General features: G+C 53.2%; 15 protein-coding genes and 2 rRNA genes. 10 read left to right on the forward strand and 7 right to left on the reverse strand.

What is annotated here, in order from left to right; genetic code table 11:
• Nucleotides 1-119: 119 nt before the first annotated feature.
• The 3 genes from ACTG20_RS02225 (at nucleotide 120) to tcdA (ending at nucleotide 4,277) form a co-directional block, all read left to right on the forward strand.
• Nucleotides 120-3,009, forward strand: a 23S ribosomal RNA gene (locus tag ACTG20_RS02225).
• Nucleotides 3,010-3,131: 122 nt separating this feature from the next.
• Nucleotides 3,132-3,246: ribosomal RNA gene (rrf, locus tag ACTG20_RS02230) — 5S ribosomal RNA — on the forward strand.
• 194 nt (nucleotides 3,247-3,440) lie between these two features.
• Nucleotides 3,441-4,277, forward strand: a complete 837-nt coding sequence (gene tcdA, locus ACTG20_RS02235; RefSeq protein ID WP_194494883.1) for a tRNA cyclic N6-threonylcarbamoyladenosine(37) synthase TcdA — start codon at nucleotides 3,441-3,443, stop codon at nucleotides 4,275-4,277.
• Nucleotides 4,278-4,298: 21 nt separating this feature from the next.
• Here the strand turns inward: tcdA and ACTG20_RS02240 are convergent, their stop codons facing one another.
• Both ACTG20_RS02240 and ACTG20_RS02245 read right to left on the reverse strand, forming a co-directional pair.
• Entirely contained in the window at nucleotides 4,299-4,733 is a 435-nt protein-coding gene (locus tag ACTG20_RS02240; RefSeq protein WP_194494882.1) for a SufE family protein, read from the reverse strand.
• Nucleotides 4,734-4,746: 13 nt separating this feature from the next.
• Nucleotides 4,747-5,967, reverse strand: a complete 1,221-nt coding sequence (locus ACTG20_RS02245; RefSeq protein ID WP_194494881.1) for a cysteine desulfurase — start codon at nucleotides 5,965-5,967, stop codon at nucleotides 4,747-4,749.
• Nucleotides 5,968-6,148: 181 nt separating this feature from the next.
• Here ACTG20_RS02245 and rep point away from each other — a divergent pair, with 181 nt between their 5' ends.
• On the forward strand, nucleotides 6,149-8,161 hold the full coding sequence (gene rep, locus ACTG20_RS02250) for a DNA helicase Rep (RefSeq protein ID WP_139408935.1): 2,013 nt from the start codon (nucleotides 6,149-6,151) through the stop codon (nucleotides 8,159-8,161).
• Nucleotides 8,162-8,163: 2 nt separating this feature from the next.
• Here the strand turns inward: rep and ACTG20_RS02255 are convergent, their stop codons facing one another.
• The 5 genes from ACTG20_RS02255 to ACTG20_RS02275 form a co-directional block, all read right to left on the reverse strand.
• On the reverse strand, nucleotides 8,164-10,440 hold the full coding sequence (locus ACTG20_RS02255) for a putative bifunctional diguanylate cyclase/phosphodiesterase (RefSeq protein WP_043821401.1): 2,277 nt from the start codon (nucleotides 10,438-10,440) through the stop codon (nucleotides 8,164-8,166).
• An 84-nt stretch (nucleotides 10,441-10,524) separates the two neighbouring features.
• On the reverse strand, nucleotides 10,525-10,980 hold the full coding sequence (locus ACTG20_RS02260; protein WP_041234042.1) for a c-type cytochrome: 456 nt from the start codon (nucleotides 10,978-10,980) through the stop codon (nucleotides 10,525-10,527).
• 197 nt (nucleotides 10,981-11,177) lie between these two features.
• Nucleotides 11,178-12,206, reverse strand: coding sequence for an L-threonine 3-dehydrogenase (gene tdh / locus ACTG20_RS02265; RefSeq protein ID WP_005340852.1), 1,029 nt, complete (start codon nucleotides 12,204-12,206; stop codon nucleotides 11,178-11,180).
• A 55-nt stretch (nucleotides 12,207-12,261) separates the two neighbouring features.
• Nucleotides 12,262-13,452 carry a glycine C-acetyltransferase gene (locus ACTG20_RS02270; protein WP_378006503.1) on the reverse strand — a complete coding sequence of 397 codons (1,191 nt, stop codon included), beginning with the start codon at nucleotides 13,450-13,452 and terminating at the stop codon, nucleotides 12,262-12,264.
• A 115-nt stretch (nucleotides 13,453-13,567) separates the two neighbouring features.
• Nucleotides 13,568-14,212: a TetR/AcrR family transcriptional regulator gene (locus tag ACTG20_RS02275; protein WP_439987432.1), complete on the reverse strand. Its 645-nt coding sequence runs from the start codon at nucleotides 14,210-14,212 to the stop codon at nucleotides 13,568-13,570.
• Between the two features lie 157 nt (nucleotides 14,213-14,369).
• On the opposite strand from ACTG20_RS02275, the gene rfaD reads away from it, so the two are divergent.
• The 6 genes from rfaD (at nucleotide 14,370) to ACTG20_RS02305 (ending at nucleotide 20,810) form a co-directional block, all read left to right on the forward strand.
• Nucleotides 14,370-15,323, forward strand: a complete 954-nt coding sequence (rfaD, locus tag ACTG20_RS02280; RefSeq protein WP_042029589.1) for an ADP-glyceromanno-heptose 6-epimerase — start codon at nucleotides 14,370-14,372, stop codon at nucleotides 15,321-15,323.
• A gap of 108 nt (nucleotides 15,324-15,431) precedes the next feature.
• Nucleotides 15,432-17,192, forward strand: a complete 1,761-nt coding sequence (locus ACTG20_RS02285) for a polysaccharide deacetylase family protein (RefSeq protein ID WP_194494879.1) — start codon at nucleotides 15,432-15,434, stop codon at nucleotides 17,190-17,192.
• A gap of 3 nt (nucleotides 17,193-17,195) precedes the next feature.
• Nucleotides 17,196-18,422, forward strand: a complete 1,227-nt coding sequence (locus ACTG20_RS02290; RefSeq protein WP_194494878.1) for an O-antigen ligase family protein — start codon at nucleotides 17,196-17,198, stop codon at nucleotides 18,420-18,422.
• Complete coding sequence (locus ACTG20_RS02295; protein ID WP_194494877.1) at nucleotides 18,419-19,510, forward strand: glycosyltransferase family 9 protein; 1,092 nt, start codon at nucleotides 18,419-18,421, stop codon at nucleotides 19,508-19,510. Before ACTG20_RS02290 ends, ACTG20_RS02295 begins: the two co-directional genes overlap by 4 nt.
• A 47-nt stretch (nucleotides 19,511-19,557) precedes the next feature.
• Nucleotides 19,558-20,343, forward strand: coding sequence for a DUF4422 domain-containing protein (locus ACTG20_RS02300; protein WP_194494876.1), 786 nt, complete (start codon nucleotides 19,558-19,560; stop codon nucleotides 20,341-20,343).
• A complete protein-coding gene (locus tag ACTG20_RS02305; protein WP_439987433.1) occupies nucleotides 20,340-20,810 on the forward strand; it encodes an NAD(P)-binding protein in 471 nt (156 codons plus the stop codon). The genes ACTG20_RS02300 and ACTG20_RS02305 overlap by 4 nt, the downstream gene beginning before the upstream one ends.
• Nucleotides 20,811-20,818: the final 8 nt, after the last annotated feature.

The raw sequence follows: 20,818 nt of genomic DNA on the forward strand, positions 1-20,818 counted from the left end.
GTTCTCAAACATTTGTTACAAGTGCTTTGGAAACTTCTTGGCGAAAACCAAATTTTATTTGGTCCTTGTTGTACGACAACAGGCTGTGCCGGTTTCACCGACACTTCTTGGGGTTGTATGGTTAAGTGACTAAGCGTACATGGTGGATGCCTTGGCAGTCAGAGGCGATGAAGGACGTACTAACCTGCGATAAGCTGTGAGAAGTCGGTAAGAGACGCTATTACTCACAGATTTCCGAATGGGGAAACCCACCCGAGATAACTCGGGTATCTGTTACTGAATACATAGGTAACAGAGGCGAACCGGGAGAACTGAAACATCTAAGTACCCCGAGGAAAAGAAATCAACCGAGATTCCCTCAGTAGCGGCGAGCGAACGGGGATTAGCCCTTAAGCATCTTGGAAGTTAGTGGAACGGTCCTGGAAAGGCCGGCGATACAGGGTGATAGCCCCGTACACGAAAACAACCTTGATGTGAAATCGAGTAGGGCGGGACACGTGACATCCTGTCTGAATATGGGGGGACCATCCTCCAAGGCTAAATACTCCTGACTGACCGATAGTGAACCAGTACCGTGAGGGAAAGGCGAAAAGAACCCCTGTGAGGGGAGTGAAATAGAACCTGAAACCGTGTACGTACAAGCAGTGGGAGCCCTTCGGGGTGACTGCGTACCTTTTGTATAATGGGTCAGCGACTTACATTTTGTAGCGAGGTTAACCGTATAGGGGAGCCGTAGGGAAACCGAGTCTTAACTGGGCGTCTAGTTGCAAGGTGTAGACCCGAAACCGGGTGATCTAGCCATGGGCAGGTTGAAGGTTGAGTAACATCAACTGGAGGACCGAACCCACTAACGTTGCAAAGTTAGGGGATGACCTGTGGCTGGGGGTGAAAGGCCAATCAAACTCGGAGATAGCTGGTTCTCCCCGAAAGCTATTTAGGTAGCGCCTCGGACGAATACTACTGGGGGTAGAGCACTGTTTGGGCTAGGGGGTCATCCCGACTTACCAACCCCATGCAAACTCCGAATACCAGTAAGTAATATCCGGGAGACACACGGCGGGTGCTAACGTCCGTCGTGAAGAGGGAAACAACCCAGACCGCCGGCTAAGGTCCCAAAGTTCTGGTTAAGTGGGAAACGATGTGGGAAGGCTCAGACAGCTAGGATGTTGGCTTAGAAGCAGCCATCATTTAAAGAAAGCGTAATAGCTCACTAGTCGAGTCGGCCTGCGCGGAAGATGTAACGGGGCTCAAACCAGGCACCGAAGCCGCGGATTCACACTTATGTGTGAGTGGTAGGGGAGCGTTCTGTAAGTCTGCGAAGGTGTATCGAGAGGTATGCTGGAGATATCAGAAGTGCGAATGCTGACGTAAGTAACGATAAAGGGGGTGAAAAGCCTCCTCGCCGGAAGACCAAGGGTTCCTGTCCAACGTTAATCGGGGCAGGGTGAGTCGACCCCTAAGGCGAGGCCGAAAGGCGTAGTCGATGGGAAGCAGGTTAATATTCCTGCACGACTTGTAATTGCGATGGGGGGACGGAGAAGGCTAGGTGGGCCAGGCGACGGTTGTCCTGGTGAAAGTGCGTAGGTGGTGTTTCTAGGCAAATCCGGAGACACAACACTGAGACACGAGACGAACGCACCACGGTGCGGAAGCCATTGATGCCCTGCTTCCAGGAAAAGCCTCTAAGCTTCAGATTACAAGTCATCGTACCCCAAACCGACACAGGTGGTCGGGTAGAGAATACCAAGGCGCTTGAGAGAACTCGGGTGAAGGAACTAGGCAAAATAGAACCGTAACTTCGGGAGAAGGTTCGCTCTTGATGGTGAAGTCCCTTGCGGATGGAGCTGTCGGGAGTCGCAGTGACCAGATGGCTGGGACTGTTTATCAAAAACACAGCACTCTGCAAACACGAAAGTGGACGTATAGGGTGTGACACCTGCCCGGTGCCGGAAGGTTAATTGATGGGGTTAGCGCAAGCGAAGCTCTTGATAGAAGCCCCGGTAAACGGCGGCCGTAACTATAACGGTCCTAAGGTAGCGAAATTCCTTGTCGGGTAAGTTCCGACCTGCACGAATGGTGTAACCATGGCCATGCTGTCTCCACCCGAGACTCAGTGAAATCGAATTCGCCGTGAAGATGCGGTGTACCCGCGGCTAGACGGAAAGACCCCGTGAACCTTTACTACAGCTTGGCACTGAACATTGAACCTACATGTGTAGGATAGGTGGGAGGCTTTGAAGGCGTGACGCCAGTTGCGCTGGAGCCGTCCTTGAAATACCACCCTTGTATGTTTGATGTTCTAACGCAGGGCCCTGAATCGGGCTCGCGGACAGTGCCTGGTGGGTAGTTTGACTGGGGCGGTCTCCTCCCAAAGAGTAACGGAGGAGCACGAAGGTTGGCTAATCCTGGTCGGACATCAGGAGGTTAGTGCAATGGCATAAGCCAGCTTAACTGCGAGACGGACAGGTCGAGCAGGTACGAAAGTAGGTCATAGTGATCCGGTGGTTCTGAATGGAAGGGCCATCGCTCAACGGATAAAAGGTACTCCGGGGATAACAGGCTGATACCGCCCAAGAGTTCATATCGACGGCGGTGTTTGGCACCTCGATGTCGGCTCATCACATCCTGGGGCTGAAGTCGGTCCCAAGGGTATGGCTGTTCGCCATTTAAAGTGGTACGCGAGCTGGGTTCAGAACGTCGTGAGACAGTTCGGTCCCTATCTGCCGTGGGCGTTGGATGATTGAAGGGAGTTGCTCCTAGTACGAGAGGACCGGAGTGAACGAACCTCTGGTGTTCGGGTTGTCACGCCAGTGGCACTGCCCGGTAGCTAAGTTCGGAATCGATAACCGCTGAAAGCATCTAAGCGGGAAGCGAGCCCTGAGATGAGTCATCCCTGACCCCTTGAGGGTCCTAAAGGGCCGTTGGAGACCACAACGTTGATAGGTGGGGTGTGTAAGCGCAGTGATGTGTTGAGCTAACCCATACTAATTACCCGTGAGGCTTAACCATACAACACCCAAGAAGTGTTCTAAGGCTTGTAGCAAATAGAACGAACTACTCAAATTCAGTGATAGTGACAAGCCAAGCGCAACATCACTACTCACGTCAGCTTTCTCAGATTGAAGAATTTGCCTGGCGGCCATAGCGCCGTGGAACCACCTGATCCCATGCCGAACTCAGAAGTGAAACGCGGTAGCGCCGATGGTAGTGTGGCATTCGCCATGCGAGAGTAGGACACTGCCAGGCACCCAATACAAGAAACCCCGCTCATCGAGCGGGGTTTTTTATTACCTGCAATTCATAAAATCGTCTAATAACTGACCTTTCATTCCCTCTTCCCTGCCGTTTTCTCCATTTTTCCTCCTCGATTTTCTCCGGTTCTGCCATCGCGGCTGGCGGTGGTTGCCGTTATAATGGCCGCCCTCAAGCAAGGTGGTGGTATGAAAGCAGAATATCTACAGCGATTCGGGGGCATTGCCCGTCTTTATGGTCAGAACGCCTTGCGTTCCTTTAGCCAGGCCAAGGTCTGTGTGGTGGGGATCGGCGGCGTTGGCTCCTGGGCGGCGGAGGCGCTGGCCCGTGCCGGTATCAACCAGATCACCCTGATCGACATGGACGATATCTGCATCACCAACACCAATCGTCAGATCCACGCCATGCAGGGGACGGTTGGTCGCCTCAAGATCGAGGTGATGGCCGAGCGCATTCGCGCCATCAATCCGGATTGCGAAGTGATCGAGATAGACGATTTCGTCACCGCCGATAATCTGGCCGAGTATATCAAGCGGGAGTTTGACTATGTGGTGGACGCCATCGACTCGGTCAAGGCCAAGGTGGCGCTGATTGCCTTCTGCAAGCGCAATAAAATCCCGGTGATTGTGGCGGGTGGTGCCGGCGGACAGATGGATCCGACCCAGATCACTGTGGCCGATCTGGCCAAGACTATTCAGGATCCGTTGGCGGCCAAGGTGCGCTCCGATTTGCGCCGGTTGCACAACTTCAGCAAGAATCCGGCGCGCAAATTCGGGGTGGAGTGTGTCTTCTCAACCGAGCAGCTGAGCTATCCGGATGGCAATGGTGGCACCTGTCAGGCCAAGGCGGCCAGCGATGGCACCATGAAGATGGATTGCGCCTCCGGTTTTGGCGCGGTGACGCCGGTGACGGCAACCTTCGGTCTGGTTGCCGCGTCCCGGGTATTGAAGAAGATTGCCGAGCGGGGTGCCCGTGCCGAGAAAGAGGTTGGGAATGAAAACGCCGGGTCGATTGGCGAAGCCTAATCGACCAATGAACAAGGCGGGTTAGGCCGCGTGTTCCCGGATCGCCAGTACGATCGCTCTGAGCCCGTTACCTCGTGACGGGCTCAAGTGTTTCTCAAGCCCCAGTTCGGTGAAATAGCCTTCAATATCAAAAGCCTGGATCGCCGCAGACGATTGGTGGTTGAGTGCTGCCAGCACGATGACGATGAGGCCACGCACGATGCGGGCATCGGAATCACAGGCAAAGTGCCAGCAGCCATTCTCGTTTTGTTCTCCCTTCAGCCAGGCCTGGCTTTCACATCCCTTGAGGCGGAACTCCTCCTGCTGCCATTCGGCGGGTAGTGCTGGCAGCTGCTTGCCGAGCTGGATGATGAGCCGGTACTGGTTCTCCCAGCCGTGAGCGGCGGCAAACTGTTGGCGGATGGTGTCGGCGTTGGGCTCAAGGCCAATCTGGGTATAGCTTGCGAGGTCACTCATTCGGTTGTCTGCCTTAGAAGAAGTCACTGAGTTTGTGCAGGGCGGCCAGCAGGGCATCGACATCATCCCGATTGTTGTAGCAGGCCAGTGAGGCGCGCATGGTTCCGCCGATCCCGAGCGATTCCATCAGCGGCATGGCGCAGTGATGGCCGACTCGCAGGGCGATCCCCTGCATATCGAGCAGGGTGGCGGCATCTTGCGGGTGGATGTCGTCGAGCAAGAAAGAGACTGCCCCGGCGCGTTGGCCGGATTCGCCGATAAGACGCAGCCCCGGCACCTGTTGCAGGCTTGCGACCAGATAGTTGATCAGCGTCTCTTCATGCTTGGCTAATGAGCCTCGGTCTTGCCCCATCACAAAGTCGATAGCGGCGGCGAGGCCGATAGCGCCAGCGATATGGGGGGTGCCTGCCTCGAACTTGAAGGGCAGGGTATTGAAGGTGGTACCGCTGAAACTGACCCGATCGATCATCTCACCGCCGGTTTGCCAGGGTGGCATCCGCTCCAGCAGTTCGGTGCGGCCCCACAACACGCCTATGCCGGTCGGGCCATAGAGCTTATGGCCGGAGAAGGCGTAGAAGTCGCAACCGATGGCCTGCACATCCACCTCGAGATGAGCCACCGCCTGGGCGCCGTCGATCAGCGTCACGGCTCCAACCGTTTTGGCGGCCGCCACTATCTCTTTGACTGGATTGACGGTACCGAGGGCATTGGAGACGTGGGCCACGCTCACCAGCCGGGTGCGTGGCCCCAGCATGGTGTGATAGGCGGCCAGATCGAGATCGCCCCGCTCATCGAGGGGGATGACCCGGATCACTGCGCCGGTACGCTGGGCAAGCAGCTGCCACGGGACGATATTGGCGTGGTGTTCCAGCGTACTGAGGATAATTTCGTCCCCCGCCTTGAGCTCGCTCATCCCCCAGCTCTGGGCCACCAGATTGATTGCCTCCGTGGTGCCGCGGGTCCAGATAACTTCGTGGCTGCGGGGCGCATTGATAAAGCGGGCGACCGTCTCGCGGGCAGCCTCGAAGGCGCGGGTAGCGCGGCCACTCAGCGCATGGGCGGCGCGGTGCACGTTGGCGTTGTCGGCCCGATAGTAGTCAGCGATGGCATCCAGTACCGCTTGCGGCTTCTGGGTGGTGGCGGCGTTATCCAGATAGACCAGAGGGTGGCCGTTTACCTCCTGCGCCAAGGCCGGAAACTGGCTGCGCAGTTGGTCATGCTGTTGCTGATTCATGCTCCCCTCACTATCTGGAAAAAGTCATCATCTCGAAAGGTCGGCCATGATCCTGAAAATAGCGCCCGAACACAAGGTGCGATAAGCCCGATGAGCGGTTGCCTGCCTTGCTGCAGGTACGGCTCGTCGGGTGATTTCTGGTACAATGCCGCCCCTCATCATAAGCCAAGAGATCCGGCCCATGAAGCTCAACCCCAATCAGAACGAAGCGGTCAAGTATGTTTCCGGCCCTTGCCTGGTGCTGGCGGGTGCCGGATCGGGCAAGACCCGCGTCATCACCAACAAGATTGCCTATCTGGTGCAGCAGTGCGGGTACAGTGCGCGCAACATAGCTGCGGTCACCTTTACCAACAAGGCGGCGCGGGAGATGAAGGAGCGGGTCGGCCAGACCCTGGGACGCAAGGAGGCTAGGGGGCTGATGGTCTCCACCTTCCATACCCTGGGGCTCGATATTATTCGTCGTGAGCACAAGAGCCTGAATCTCAAGGCGAACTTCTCCCTGTTCGACGACACCGACCAGCTGGCGCTGCTGAAAGAATTGACTGAAGACGAGCTCGACAACGACAAGGACAAGCTCTCGGCCCTCATTACCCAGATTTCCAACTGGAAGAACGACCTTATTCTGCCTGCCCGCGCGATGCGCATTGCCCGCGGGCCGGAAGAGGTGCTGATGGCCCAGCTCTACGAACGTTATCACCGCCAGATGGTGGCCTATAACGCGCTGGATTTTGACGACCTCATCGTGATGCCCACCCTGCTGCTCAAGAGCAATCAGGAGGTGCGCGAGCGCTGGCAGAACAAGATCCGCTATCTGCTGGTCGATGAATATCAGGACACCAACACCAGCCAGTACGAGTTGGTGAAGCAGATCGTCGGTGAGCGAGCCCGTTTTACCGTGGTGGGGGATGATGACCAGTCCATTTACTCCTGGCGCGGTGCCAAGCCGCAGAATCTGGTGCTGCTGAGCGAAGATTTCCCCAGCCTCAAACTGATCAAGCTGGAGCAGAACTATCGCTCCAAGCGGCGTATTCTCAAGTGCGCCAACATCCTGATCGCCAACAACCCGCACGTCTATGACAAGGCGCTCTTCTCCGAGCTTGATGAGGGGGTGAAGCTCAAGGTGCTGTTCGCCAAGAATGAGGAGCACGAAGCGGAGCGGATCGCCGCCGAGATGATGGGCCACAAGTTTATGAACCGCACCCGGTTCAAGGATTACGCCATCCTCTATCGGGGCAACCATCAGTCGCGCATCTTCGAGAAGGCGCTGATGACCAACCGGATTCCTTACCGTATCTCCGGTGGCACCTCGTTTTTCTCCCGCACCGAGATCAAGGACATCATGGCCTACCTCAAGCTGCTGGTGAATCCGGATGAGGACACCGCTTTTCTGCGGGTGGTCAACCTGCCGCGCCGCGAGATCGGCCCCACCACCCTCGAAAAGCTTGGCCAATACGCCAACCAGCGCGGCAAGAGTCTGTTTGCCGCCAGCTTCGAGCTGGGGCTGGAGCAGCACCTCTCCGGCCGTGGCCTCGTGGCCCTGCAGGCATTTACCAACTGGCTGGTACGCCTTGGCGATCAGGCGCTGCGCGGTAATCCGGTGGAGGCGGTGCGGGACATGATCAAGGAGATCCACTACGAAGAGTGGCTCTACGAGACCTCGCCCAGCCCGAAAGCGGCCGAGATGCGGATGCAGAACGTCTCCACCCTCTATCGCTGGATCACCGAGATGCTTGAAGGAGATGAGCTGGAGGAGTCGATGACGCTGGCACAGGTGGTCACTCGCCTCACCCTGCGCGACATGATGGAGCGCAACGAGGGGGAGGATGACGCCGATCAGGTGCAGTTGATGACGCTGCATGCCTCCAAGGGGTTGGAGTTCCCCTATGTCTACATGGTGGGGATGGAGGAGGGCTTGCTGCCCCACCAGACCAGCATTGACGAGGACAATGTGGAGGAGGAGCGGCGTCTCGCCTACGTGGGGATCACCCGGGCTCAGACCGAACTGACCTTCACCCTCTGCAAGGAGCGGCGCCAGTTTGGCGAGTCGGTACGTCCGGAGCCAAGCCGCTTCCTGCTGGAGCTGCCGCAGGATGATCTTGAATGGGAAAACCAGAAGAAGGTGACTGCCGAGGAGCGCCAGCAGAAGGGGCAGGTCGGTGTTGCCAACCTGCGGGCGTTGTTCAAGAAGGATTAACCCTAAGGATTGGCCGGGGTCAGTAGCGGCACTATATCTGCTCCCGGCATGGGCGGAGAGATATAGCGCCCTTGCCCCATCCGGCAGCCGATATCAATCAGCTTCTGCAACTGCTGCTGGTTCTCGATCCCCTCGACCACCAAGGTGTAATCGAGATCCTGACAGATATCCCGCATGGCGCGGATCAGCGCCAAATCTTTGGGTGATTGCAGCATCCGCTGGGTAAAGCTGTCATCCACCTTGATGTAATCCACCGGGAAGTGGAACAGGGCGTTGAGGGAGGAGAAGCCGGTGCCGAAATCATCGAGGCTGATCTGGATGCCCTTGGCGCGCAGCTCGTGCAGGGATGCCAGCGCATCGGAATCTTGCCGCGACAGCTCCCGCTCGTTGAATTCAAAGATCAGATAGCCGGGGGCGACCCCCTCCTCTTCGATAATTCCCATCAGTCGCATGATGTGGTCATGGTTGACCAGATGCTTGCCCGACAGATTGATGGCGACCTTGAACTTGCTCTGCCCGGAGATTGGCAGCCAGTTCTTCAGTTGCTGACAGGTGTGGCGCAGGATCTGGTAATCCAGCTCCAGAATCAGGCCGCACTGCTCTGCCAGCGGAATAAAGTCGAACGCATCCTTGAGAATGCCCTCCTCGGTCAGCCAGCGCGCCATCACCTCCAGTCCGGTCAGGCGGCTATCCTGCAGCCGGATCACCGGTTGGAAGTAGGGGACGATACGCCCCTCCCGCAGGGCTCTGGCCAGCATCTCTTCCGGCGAATTCCAGTTCTGGTTGATGCAATCATCCGAGTAGCTGACGATGCGACTGCGACCATTGCGCTTGGCCTGATACATGGCCAAATCGGCCTGATGGAGCAGCTGGCTGATATCTGAGGTTTGCTCGGAGACGCTCGATACCCCCAGGCTGACGGTAATGCTCAACTCGTTGCCGAGTAGCCGGAACGGGTATGAGAGACGGCTGATAATGCGGTTGAGCACCGGGCTGATGTCATCGTCGCTCTTGCTGCTGTCCAGATAGATGACGAACTCATCGCCCCCCAGTCTGGCCACCAGATCGTTTTGCCGGATGCAGGTCTGCAGGCGGCGGCTCACCTCCTTGAGCAGCTGATCGCCAGCACTGTGGCCCAGGGTGTCATTGATCTGCTTGAAGTGATCCACATCGATAAAAATTACCGCGAATCCCGGCGATTTGTAGCGGTTGTAGTGGGTCATGGCGTGGTTGAGGTGGTTCATCAACAGCGCGCGGTTGGGAAGTTGGGTCAGCGGGTCGTGAAGCGCATCGAATTGCAGCCGCCGTTCCAGCTCCTGATGCTGCTTGAGCTGCTTTTGCAGCCTGAGGTTGGTCTGACGCAGCTGTTGTAGCCGCTGGTTGATGGAGTCTTCGGTATTGATGTCGTTGAGCTGCTGGCGGATCCGTCTCAGCTCCAGCAGCAGGGTGAGCTGGCCACGCAGGAAGTCGAGAAACAGCTTGTCGTCGGTCTCCAGCGGTTGAGCCGTGCTGATGATGAAGTGGGCGAAGTACTGTTGTTGCAGCCGCAGCGGCATGCTGTGCCAGTAGCGGGACTCCCTGCTCACCTCGATATTGCTGGTGCTGTGGCACAAGCCGCTGATGAACTCGTCTCCCTGATGGGGATGGGCGGGGTAGATCTTTTCCAGCTTCTGACTGGTTAACCTGACCAGCAGCATGTCCTCGATGGTGAGCATCTGGCGCAGTACCGCTTCCAGCTGGGAGAAGAGCGCCTGGGCCGGCAGAGTATTGGCGAGCCGCATGATGCGGCTGATGCTCTCGATTTTCTTTTTCCAGTTCGGGTCTTTGCGGATCAGCGGTGAAGGGAGCTCGGTGAGATGGGATCCCGCCTGGGTTTCGGTCAGCCGTTTGGCCAGACACTCCAGCAGCAGACGCAGGGTCGGCAGGTCGGCGGGGGTGCCGCGCGCCAGCAACCACTGTATCTGGCCATGCTCGATGGGGAAGACGCACCACCCTTCGGCCTCATCCAGCTGGGTGAGCTGATCGGTGATGCGGGACTGCTCACGGCCCAGCTGTTGCTTGAAGATGTCGCTGACCTTGTAGGCGTAAAGCCAGTTCAGACCGGTATCGGAGAGGCCCAGCATGCCGAAATGTTGCAGCGGGCAGAGTTGGTCAATCTGCTGGATCAGGGCATCGTAATCGTCAGACGTGGCGGTTTGTGGCGCCGGGAAGTCCATAATGGCAGAGACCAACGCCAACAGAGGAGTTGAGTAGTGGGGTTCGATGGATTGGGCCGACATGTGCAACTCCCGATATGTCTACCTTACAAGAGTAGTCGGAAGCCGATAGATTGAAAGGGCCGCAATTGCGGCCCTTTCAAATACTTACAGCTTGTCGATCATGTAGTGGATGGCGTTTTCAATCTCTTCATCACTACAGTTCGCACAGGTGCCGCGCGGAGGCATCATGCCGGACTTACCGGTAAAGCCTTCAATGGCATGTTTCTTGAGAGTATCAATGCCCTGGGCGATGCGAGGATCCCAGGCTGCCTTGTCACCCCGTTTGGGGGCTCCAGCGGCGCCGGTGTCGTGACAGGCAAAGCAGGCGCCCTTGTATACCGTTTCGCCATCGCGGGGACCGGAAGAGGCGGCCGCCGTCGGTGCAGCACTCGCGCCGGCAATACCTTCCAGATCCTTGGCGGTATAGACCTGACCGATTGGTTTGATCCGCTCGGCAATGGCCTCCGGTGACATCTCATCGGCAGCAAGCACTGCCCCAGACAAGCTGGCGGCCGTCATCCCGACAGCCAGCAAATAGCTCAGTTTTTTCAACACGCTCATATACTCCCAGCAGTCTTTTATTATCCATGTAAACGACGGGATTATAACCGAATAGTTACAGCCATTTAAACGCTTGTGTGTGAAGTGTTAAACACTCTGCGTACAAAGTTTTGGCCAATATCACGGCAATTCGGGTGGTGGAGATAAAAAGAAACCCGGCATTCGCCAGGTTTCGGGTACCCAAGGGGTGAAATGGGTTATTTGTCCCAGCTCAGGATCACCTTGCCGGAGTGGCCGGAGCGCATCGCATCGAACCCCTGCTGGAATTCGTCGATGTGGAATCTGTGGGTGATGATGGGGGAGAGATCCAGCCCGGACTGGATCAGGCTGGCCATTTTGTACCAGGTCTCGAACATCTCGCGGCCATAGATCCCTTTGATAAACAGCCCCTTGAAGATCACCTTGTTCCAGTCGATGGCCATGGTGGAGGGGGGAATGCCGAGCATGGCGATCTTGCCGCCGTGGTTCATCTTGTCGAGCATCTCCTGGAAGGCGCTCGGGACGCCGGACATCTCCAGCCCCACGTCAAACCCTTCGGTCATGCCCAGCTCGCTCATTACGTCGGCCAGCTTCTCCTTGGCCACGTTGACCGCGCGGGTGGCGCCCATCTTGCGGGCCAGCTCCAGCCGGTATTCGTTGACGTCGGTGATCACCACGTGGCGCGCACCCACATGACGGCAGACGGCGGCTGCCATGATGCCAATGGGGCCTGCCCCGGTGATGAGCACATCTTCACCCACCAGATCGAAGGAGAGGGCGGTGTGCACCGCATTGCCGAATGGGTCGAAGATGGCGGCCAGCTCGTCCGGGATGTTGTCCGGCAGCTTGAAGGCATTGAACGCGGGGATCACCAGATATTCGGCAAAGGCACCCGGGCGGTTGACGCCAACACCAATGGTGTTGCGGCAGAGGTGAGTGCGGCCAGCGCGACAGTTACGGCAGTGACCGCAGGTGATGTGTCCTTCGCCGGAGACCCGATCGCCGATGGCGAAGCCGCGCACCTCCTGACCGATGGCGACCACTTCCCCGACATATTCGTGGCCGACCACCATGGGTACCGGAATGGTCTTCTGGGACCACTCGTCCCAGTTGTAGATGTGGATATCGGTGCCGCAGATGGCGGTTTTGCGGATCTTGATCAGCAGGTCGTTGTGGCCGAGCTCGGGAGCCGGCACATCCGTCATCCAGATGCCGACCTCTTTGTGCAGTTTGGAGAGTGCTTTCATGGCTGTTCCTTCAATATGAATGCAGAAAAAAGGGGCTGCAGCCCCTTGATTCAAATCAGATAACGCCGAGTTCACGGCCGATGCGGATAAAGGCGTCGATCGCCTTGTCCAGCTGCTCGCGGGTATGGGCGGCAGACATCTGGGTGCGAATGCGGGCCTGACCCTTGGGCACGACCGGGAAGGAGAAGCCCACCACATAGATGCCGGCTGCCAGCATGCGGCTCGCCATTTCGGAGGCCAGTTTGGCATCCCCCAGCATCACCGGAATGATGGCGTGGTCGGCGCCAGCCAGAGTGAAGCCAGCGGCGCTCATCCGTTCGCGGAAGTAACGGCTGTTCTCTTTCAGGCGGGCGCGCAGGTCGTGACCCTCGGCCAGCATGTCGATCACCTTGATGGTGGCGGCAACGATGGAGGGGGCCAGCGAGTTGGAGAAGAGGTAAGGGCGGGAGCGCTGACGCAGCCAGTCGATCACCTCTTTCTTGCCAGAGGTATAGCCGCCGGATGCGCCGCCGAGCGCCTTGCCCAGAGTGCCGGTGATGATGTCGACCCGATCCATCACGCCGCAATATTCGTGGGTGCCGCGACCGTTTTCGCCGATAAAGCCGACCGCGTGGGAGTCATCCACCATCACCAGCGCATCGTATTTGTCCGCCAGATCGCAGATGGATTTGAGGTCGGCGATGACCCCATCCATGGAGAAGACACCGTCGGTGGCGATCAGCTTGAAGCGGGCGCCATCGGCGTCAGCCTGCTTGAGCTGGGCTTCCAGCTCGGCCATGTCGTTGTTGGCATAGCGATAGCGCTTGGCCTTGCACAGCCGCACGCCGTCGATGATGGAGGCGTGGTTGAGGGCATCGGAGATGATGGCATCTTCGGCGCCGAACAGGGTCTCGAACAGGCCGCCGTTGGCATCGAAACAGGAGGAGTAGAGGATGGTGTCTTCGGTGCCGAGGAAGGCAGACATCTTCTGCTCCAGCTCCTTGTGCTGATCCTGGGTGCCACAAATGAAGCGAACCGAGGCCATACCGAAGCCGTGGCTGTCGAGGCCCTGATGGGCAGCGGCGATCAGATCCGGGTGGTTGGCCAATCCCAGATAGTTGTTGGCACAGAAGTTCAGTACCTGCTCCCCACCCACGGCGATGCTTGCCTGTTGGGCGGAGGTGATGATGCGTTCCTGCTTGTACAACCCTTCAGCTTGCACCTGATGCAGTTGTTCGGTCAGGTGACGATAGAATCCGTTAGACATCCTCGATCCTTATTGGCTATTTCAGCTGAGTATCAACAGAGGGCCACATTTTACTTCAGTTTGTTGCGGTTAATTCAAATTATTGTTCTGCAATTAAACAATTGTGAAACAGATCTCACCCGGCTGGTTGGGCCAGTTGGCGGTAGTGTTGCTCCAGCTGCCGGATCTGTCCGGCGACTTGCGGTTGCACGTAGGGGCGCAGTAGAAACAGCACCTTCAGCACTCCCTGATAGAGCAGTGGCTTGGTGATGCGGGTATTGGGTGCCTGGGCAATCTGGAACGGGATCCAGCAGGTGACCACCATCTTGATGGTCTGACCGAGATCCGGCAGGTCTTCATCGCTGACATCGATAATGCCCCCTTCGCGCAGGCTCTTGAGCAGGGTCACGACCGAGGCTCTCATCTGCTCCTGCGCCTTGAGGTATTTCTGTTGCAGCGGCTCGTCCCGGCTCAGGATGTCCGGCAGGTTGGCGTAGAAGAAGCGGAACTGCCACATCAGATAGAAGATGGCATCCAGATAACCCATCAAATCCTGCAGGGTGATTTCACGGTTGCGGGTCGGAATGAAGCTTTCGCTCAGGTGGCGGGCATATTGATCGAAGATAGAGTGGATGATGTCCTCCTTATTACGGAAGTGGTAATAGAGGTTGCCCGGACTGATGCCCATGTGCGCCGCAATATGGTTGGTGGTGATGTTGCGTTCACCCTGATCGTTGAACAGCTCGGTGGCGCTGTGAATGATCCTGTCTCTGGTCTTCATCACTCATTCCTCCAACGGGTTCCGTCTGGGGCAAATGGAACAAGGTCGAATCCCCAGACTGCCCGTGATAAACTTTTCGGCAATTTCAAATTGGCTCACTATACACAGCTTTAACAAGCAGTCACATGTAGCCATCAACGTACGAGAGGCAAACTCCATGATCGTAGTAACTGGCGGTGCTGGCTTTATCGGCAGCAATCTGGTCAAGCAGCTGAACGCTCAAGGACGGACCGATATCGTGGTCATTGATGACCTGACCGACGGCACCAAGTTCGTCAACCTGGTCGATCTGACCATCGCTGACTACATGGACAAAGACGAGTTCCAGGCGCGTATCGTTTCCGGCGACGAATTCGAAGAGTGGGACGGCATTGAGGTTATCTTCCACGAAGGTGCCTGCTCGGCGACGACCGAGTGGAACGGCAAGTTCATCATGGAGGTCAACTACGAGTACTCCAAGGACCTGTTCCACTACTGCATCGAGCGTGAAATTCCCTTCATTTACGCCTCTTCTGCCGCCACTTACGGCGGTCGCAACGACAACTTCATCGAAGATCCCAAGTTCGAGCAGCCGCTCAACGTCTATGGCTACTCCAAGCAGCTGTTCGACCAGTACGTGCGCCGCTGGATGCCGGAGATCAACTCTCAGGTCGTCGGCCTCAAGTACTTCAACGTCTACGGCCCGCGCGAGCAGCATAAAGGCTCCATGGCTTCCGTTGCCTTCCACCTCAACACCCAGGTGAAGAAGGGCGAGAATCCCAAGCTGTTCGAAGGTTGCGACGGTTTCCCCAACGGTGGTCAGATGCGTGACTTCATCTATATAGACGACGTCTGCAAGGTAAACCTGTGGTTCTGGCAGAACCCGCAGCACTCCGGCATCTTCAACTGTGGTACCGGTCGTGCCGAGCCGTTCCAGAACGTGGCTGAAGCGGTGATCAAGCATCATCAGAAGGGTTCTATCGAATACATCCCCTTCCCGGATCACCTCAAGGGCCGCTACCAGAGCTTTACCCAGGCCGACATGACCAAGCTGCGCAACGCAGGTTATGACGCCGAGTTCAAGACTGTGGCCGAAGGGGTTGCAGATTACATGGCGTGGCTCAACCGCTAACGGGTGAGCTTTACACTGCCTATGTAGACAAGCCGGAAGCAGGCCATACCTGTTTCCGGCTCTGTTGTTTGTCACTGTTTTTCTCAGTTTCTACCGGGTAACCACGCAATGAACATATTGATGGCACTCTCCCAGCTCGAAGTGACGGGCGCCGAGGTTTATGCCACCACGGTCGGCAACGAACTGACCCAGCGTGGTCACAACGTCTTTTATGTGTCGGATACGCTGACCAAGCCAACCCTTGGTCCCGTCTTCAAGCTTCGATTCAACAAACGCAGTATCCTGCGCCGTTTCTGGCACGTCTTTTACCTCATCTATCTCATCAAGAAGCACCATATCCAGTTGGTACATGCTCACTCCCGTGCCTCCGGCTGGAGCAGCTATGTTGCCTGCAAACTGACCGGCACCCCGATGATCACCACGGTACATGGCCGCCAGCCGGTACACGCATCCCGCAAAGCCTTCCATGCCCTTGGATTCAGGGCAGTTGCCGTTTGCGAGGATATCGCCCGGCAGATCATCGACAACCTTGGCGTGGATCCCACCATTGTGCAGGTGCTGCGCAACGGTATCGAGATCGACAAGTTCCAGTCCGTGCCGGCGCCGGATAATGACAAGCCGGTGATCGCCATCATTGGCCGTTTGAGTGGCCCCAAAGGGGAGCTTTGCTACCGCCTGCTCGACGAAGTACTCGATCTGGATGCCTGCAAGGTGCGGATTGTCAGTGGTACCTGCGTGCCCGAGCGTTTTGCCCGTTTTCAGGATCGTGCCGAGTTTGTCGGTTATGTCGATGATGTGCCAGCTCTGCTGGCGAGTTGCGATCTGGTGATCGGCGCCGGTCGGGTAGCGATGGAAGCACTGCTCTGCGGTCGGCCCGCCTTTGCCATTGGTGAAGCCAAGGCCATTGGTCTGGTGACGGAACGAAATCTGGACGAGGCGCTGGCCAGCAATTTTGGCGATATCGGCCCCAAGGATCTGGCTATCGATTTTGCTGCCCTGAAGGGAGAAATCGAGACCGCCTTGGCCAGCAAGACGGTGCCGGAAGTCATTCACCAACGCATTCAGGATGAGTATGGCTTGCAGGGGGTAGTATCTGGCCTCGAAACCATCTATCAGGATGCCGTAGTCGAAACACTGCGCCGCGAGATGCCGGTCATCATGTACCACCGTTTTATCGAGCAGGATAGCGAGAAAGGAGTGCATGGCACCTGGATGTCGATCGCCATGTTCGAGAAGCATCTGCGACTGATGAAGTGGCTAGGCTACGAAACCCTGACTTTCCGCGATTTGGCGGACAAAGGCTTTATCCACCGTCTGCAATACGGCAAGAAGTACCTGATGATCACTGCCGATGACGGCTATCAGGACAACCTGACCCGCATGCTGCCGCTGCTGGAAAAATATGGTTACAAAGCTGTGGTGTACGTAGTCACCGGCGAAGGTTATAACCGTTGGGATGTGGAGCATCCGACCAATCCTGATACCAAGGTCTCATTGATGAGTGGTGAGCAGGTCAAGGCGTTGGCCGCCAGCGGTCATGTGGAAATTGGTGGTCATACCCTGACCCATCCCCGCTTGAGCAAGCTCACACCCGAACAACAAGCCCATGAAATTCAGGAGAATAAACGCCAACTGGAGGCCCTGCTTGGCCATCCGCTGCTCTCATTTGCCTACCCTTACGGAGATATGAACGAGAGTGCCAAGGAGCAGGCTATCGCCGCCGGGTATCGTTTTGCCGTCGCTACCAATAGTGGCCCCAAAGCAATGCACCAGGACCCTTTCCAGATCCGCCGGATTGCCATTTTTCCCCGCACAGATGTGTTTGGATTGTGGCGCAAGATCCGCGGGAATTATGTGTTCAGGAAATAACTTGTGAATTTAGATAAAAATCGCCTACGACTAAATATTATTGTGCAATTTGCAGCTTTTTTATTTGGTGCAATAGTTTTAACTGTTCCCAGTGGTTATGGATATGGGCCCAGCATTTTAGTTTTGGCAAGTGCTTTTGTCTTTTGGCGTAAAAGGTATTATTTGGCAATGAGTTCTGAGGTGAAAATATTATCATATATATTCATCTCTTTTTTTATTATCCAAGCCGTGTCAATCTGGATTGATGGTGGTGCTCTCAAAGAGTTAGATCGACCAAGTCGCCTATTAATGGCTGCAATGACATTGCCTTTATTGAGTTTATTTCCTGTAAATATTAACGTGTTTATTGCGGGGCTTTCTATAGGAGCAATTAGTTCAGGTCTAATTGCGATATATGAGAAAGTTTATTTAGGAATGCCACGAGCTTTTGATGAAAGCATGCCAATTCAGTCAGGAAACATCAGCATGACATTGGCATTGTTATGTCTATGTGCTTTTTTTTGGTTCCGCCATTTAGGGAAGAAAAGCATTGCTGCCTTTATGCTTCTTTCATTTTTAATGGGGGGGGTAGGCAGTTTTCTCTCCGGGACCAGAGGTGGCTGGATTTTACTTCCAATAGTATTGTTTACAATAGTTTTTTATTTTCGAAAACTGCTATCCCTCAAAGATGGTCTCTATGCAAGTACAGTATGTGCCTTATTGTTTTTCTTGGCTATGCTTCCGCAAAGTGGCGTAATGGACAGGATATATAATGCGAAAGCAGATGTTGTTCATTATTTTGATGGTGTGAACCCGGATACATCTCTAGGCATTCGATTGCAGTTGTGGGAAAGTGCATATAACTCTTTTTTGGAAAAACCAATTTTTGGTTGGGGAAATAACGGCATTCGCTTATCACAATTAAACCAATATAATAATGGTTCTATATCCGAGTTCATTTATAATTTTAACTCACATGCACATAATCAATTTTTAGATGAATTGGCTAAACGCGGCATTATAGGCTTCTTGATGTTAGCTCTGCTGTACTTTTATCCACTTTGGGTTGCGAGTAAAAATAGAGATAACTTGTTGGTTAGTAGTATGTTGGCGGTTTCATCATTAACTCTTGTTGATTATAGCTTGAGTCAAGCATTTATAAGTCATAACTCCGGGATGATATTCTTCATGTTTTTATTTTCGGCTTTAATTACCACAATAAAGGTATCGCCTCTGGAGGGAAGAAAATGATTAAGAAATTGCAATCGTGGCGCGATATCATTCGTCGTAAAATAGGAATTATGATTTTTGACCGCCCTGTTACAAACTCATTATATGAACAACGAGGAGCCACAGTATTCGTCCGTTGGGACGCAAAGCTGGGTGATGCGATAGTTTCATCGTGGGTTGCTAGAGAGATCAAAAAAAAATACCCAATGCAGAAGGTAATCGCTATCACATCACCCGATATAGCTCACTTATTCAGAAAATATTTTAAATTTGATGAGGTTTTTTGTATACCCAAAAGACCATCATATAATCAACTAGCGAGTTTGGCCTCTTCGCTAGGAAATGTCGATTATCTTGTACATTTTTCAAAAAGTATGAAGATGAAAGACATGTATTTTATAAAAAAAACAAACCCGAAGCATGTTATTGGGATCGATGATGATTTGCAATGTGTTGATATTAAACTGGGTAAAAAAACAGAAAATGTTCATTTTTCGATAAAGTTTTCTGAAGCGCTGAAATCTATGGGGGTTGGTGAGTTTGACAGTAAATATATAATCCCATATTTCACTGAAGATGAAATGAAGGTCAGGGAACATTGGCCTAAGGTTCCGACTATATGCTTTAATCCATATGGAAGTGGGAGCTCAAGAGTATTCAATAAAGAGAATGTATTGAATCTGATAGATATAATGCTGGCTGAATCGGATTTCAATATCTGTCTATTATATCCACCTAATCAACTGGAAGAAATTGACCGCATTATGTCAATGATGTCTGTTGCGTCTAAAGAAAGAGTTTTTATCTATAACCAGCCGCCATCACTTGGGGCTTTGTTTGCCCAGGTAAGAGCGAGTGTTGGTATGGTTTCCGTAGATACTGCTACTGTTCACATTAGTGCAGGGCTAGGTAAGCCTATCTTGGGAATATATAACGATAACTTTGGCATGCCTGAAAACAAAGAGTGGCTACCAAATTGCCATAATTCGAAAGTGTTATATGTTGAAACAAATATGATTCAGAGTGTTAATTATATTAATCTTGATAAGTTTAGAGCTATGTTTATAATGTGGAGTTCTCTTTGTATCAGTAGAAAAAACACTTATTAATAATCTTTTTTTAAAATGGCTTTCAAAATATAAAGGTTTTTGTTTTTATGACAATAAAAATATATGTTGCAACACATAAGCCATATAGTTATCCAAGTGATGCAAATATTTATGTACCTATAGAGGTAGGAGCCGCATTAAGGGAGACGCATTTCTGTTTGGTAAGAGATGATATCGGCAATGATAATATTTCATTGAAAAATGGAAACTTTTGTGAGTTGTCTGCAATATATTGGATGTTGAGAAATGATAACTCAACACATGTAGGATTAGTTCATTATCGGCGTCATTTTAAATTGGGTGCTAGAAATGAGGAAAAGTTTATAGGGCGTTGGGGGGTTAATTCTTGTGTAACTGCATGTGAACTTGATAAATTATTTAAATGTTATGACATAGTAATACCCAAGAGAATTAAGTTTCATGCTCATATTGAACAGGATTATAAAATAAATCATGTTCATGCTGATTATGAGATTACTAGAAGTATTATAAAGGATAAGTATCCAAAATATTTAAAGTATTTTGATGACTTTTCATGCCAAAGAAGTATCCATACTTGCAATATGTTTGTCATGCCTCAACAATTATTTAGAGAATGTTGGGAGTGGATTTTTTCTGTGCTATTTGAGTTAGAGCTGTCTATTGATATTAGTTCCTACGATAGTTATCAGCGCAGAGTATTTGGTTTTATATCAGAGAGGCTTTTTAATGTTTGGATCTTATATGCTGCACAAGAGCTAAATTTGCGCATTTATGAATCTGGGGTGATAAATCTAGAGTCAAAGAGCCGAGTTAAAAAATTATTTAGTAAGTTTATTAAGGAATCAATATGACAGAATATGATTATCTTATCGTAGGGTGCGGATTGTATGGTGCGACATTCGCAAACCAGATGAAGGATAATGGGAAACGTTGCTTGATAATTGATAAGCGAGAGCATATTGGTGGCAACGTTTACTGCGAGCAACAACATGGTGTGATTGTACATAAGTATGGCGCCCATATATTTCATACCAATGATAAAGAAATATGGGACTTTGTTTGTGCTCACGTTGATATGGAACCATATATAAATAGTCCATTGGTAAGATATAATGATGAACAATATAATTTACCGTTTAATATGAATACATTTCATGGTCTATGGGGTGTAAAAAACCCGGAAGAGGCTATGGCTATGATAGAAAAACAGAGGGCTGAATATAATAATGCAACTCCCCCTGCAAATTTGGAGGAGCAAGCCCTCTCATTAGTCGGGCGAGACATATACGAAAAACTTATTAAGGAAGGTGCGATTTAATCAGTCAT

Origin of the sequence: Aeromonas sp. 84A (assembly GCF_051919345.1) — a bacterium.
GTDB classification, from domain to species: domain Bacteria; phylum Pseudomonadota; class Gammaproteobacteria; order Enterobacterales; family Aeromonadaceae; genus Aeromonas; species Aeromonas veronii.

Bases quoted from the DNA above. Each gene is read 5' to 3' on its own strand.
- rfaD (WP_042029589.1), top strand. From the start codon at position 14,370: ATGATCGTAGTAACTGGCGGTGCTGGCTTTATCGGCAGCAATCTGGTC.
- ACTG20_RS02245 (WP_194494881.1), bottom strand. From the start codon at position 5,967: ATGAATCAGCAACAGCATGACCAACTGCGCAGCCAGTTTCCGGCCTTG.
- ACTG20_RS02240 (WP_194494882.1), bottom strand. From the start codon at position 4,733: ATGAGTGACCTCGCAAGCTATACCCAGATTGGCCTTGAGCCCAACGCC.
- ACTG20_RS02305 (WP_439987433.1), top strand. From the start codon at position 20,340: ATGACAGAATATGATTATCTTATCGTAGGGTGCGGATTGTATGGTGCG.
- tcdA (WP_194494883.1), top strand. From the start codon at position 3,441: ATGAAAGCAGAATATCTACAGCGATTCGGGGGCATTGCCCGTCTTTAT.
- ACTG20_RS02285 (WP_194494879.1), top strand. From the start codon at position 15,432: ATGAACATATTGATGGCACTCTCCCAGCTCGAAGTGACGGGCGCCGAG.
- ACTG20_RS02255 (WP_043821401.1), bottom strand. From the start codon at position 10,440: ATGTCGGCCCAATCCATCGAACCCCACTACTCAACTCCTCTGTTGGCG.
- ACTG20_RS02295 (WP_194494877.1), top strand. From the start codon at position 18,419: ATGATTAAGAAATTGCAATCGTGGCGCGATATCATTCGTCGTAAAATA.
- ACTG20_RS02260 (WP_041234042.1), bottom strand. From the start codon at position 10,980: ATGAGCGTGTTGAAAAAACTGAGCTATTTGCTGGCTGTCGGGATGACG.
- ACTG20_RS02270 (WP_378006503.1), bottom strand. From the start codon at position 13,452: ATGTCTAACGGATTCTATCGTCACCTGACCGAACAACTGCATCAGGTG.
- ACTG20_RS02300 (WP_194494876.1), top strand. From the start codon at position 19,558: ATGACAATAAAAATATATGTTGCAACACATAAGCCATATAGTTATCCA.
- ACTG20_RS02275 (WP_439987432.1), bottom strand. From the start codon at position 14,212: ATGAAGACCAGAGACAGGATCATTCACAGCGCCACCGAGCTGTTCAAC.
- tdh (WP_005340852.1), bottom strand. From the start codon at position 12,206: ATGAAAGCACTCTCCAAACTGCACAAAGAGGTCGGCATCTGGATGACG.
- rep (WP_139408935.1), top strand. From the start codon at position 6,149: ATGAAGCTCAACCCCAATCAGAACGAAGCGGTCAAGTATGTTTCCGGC.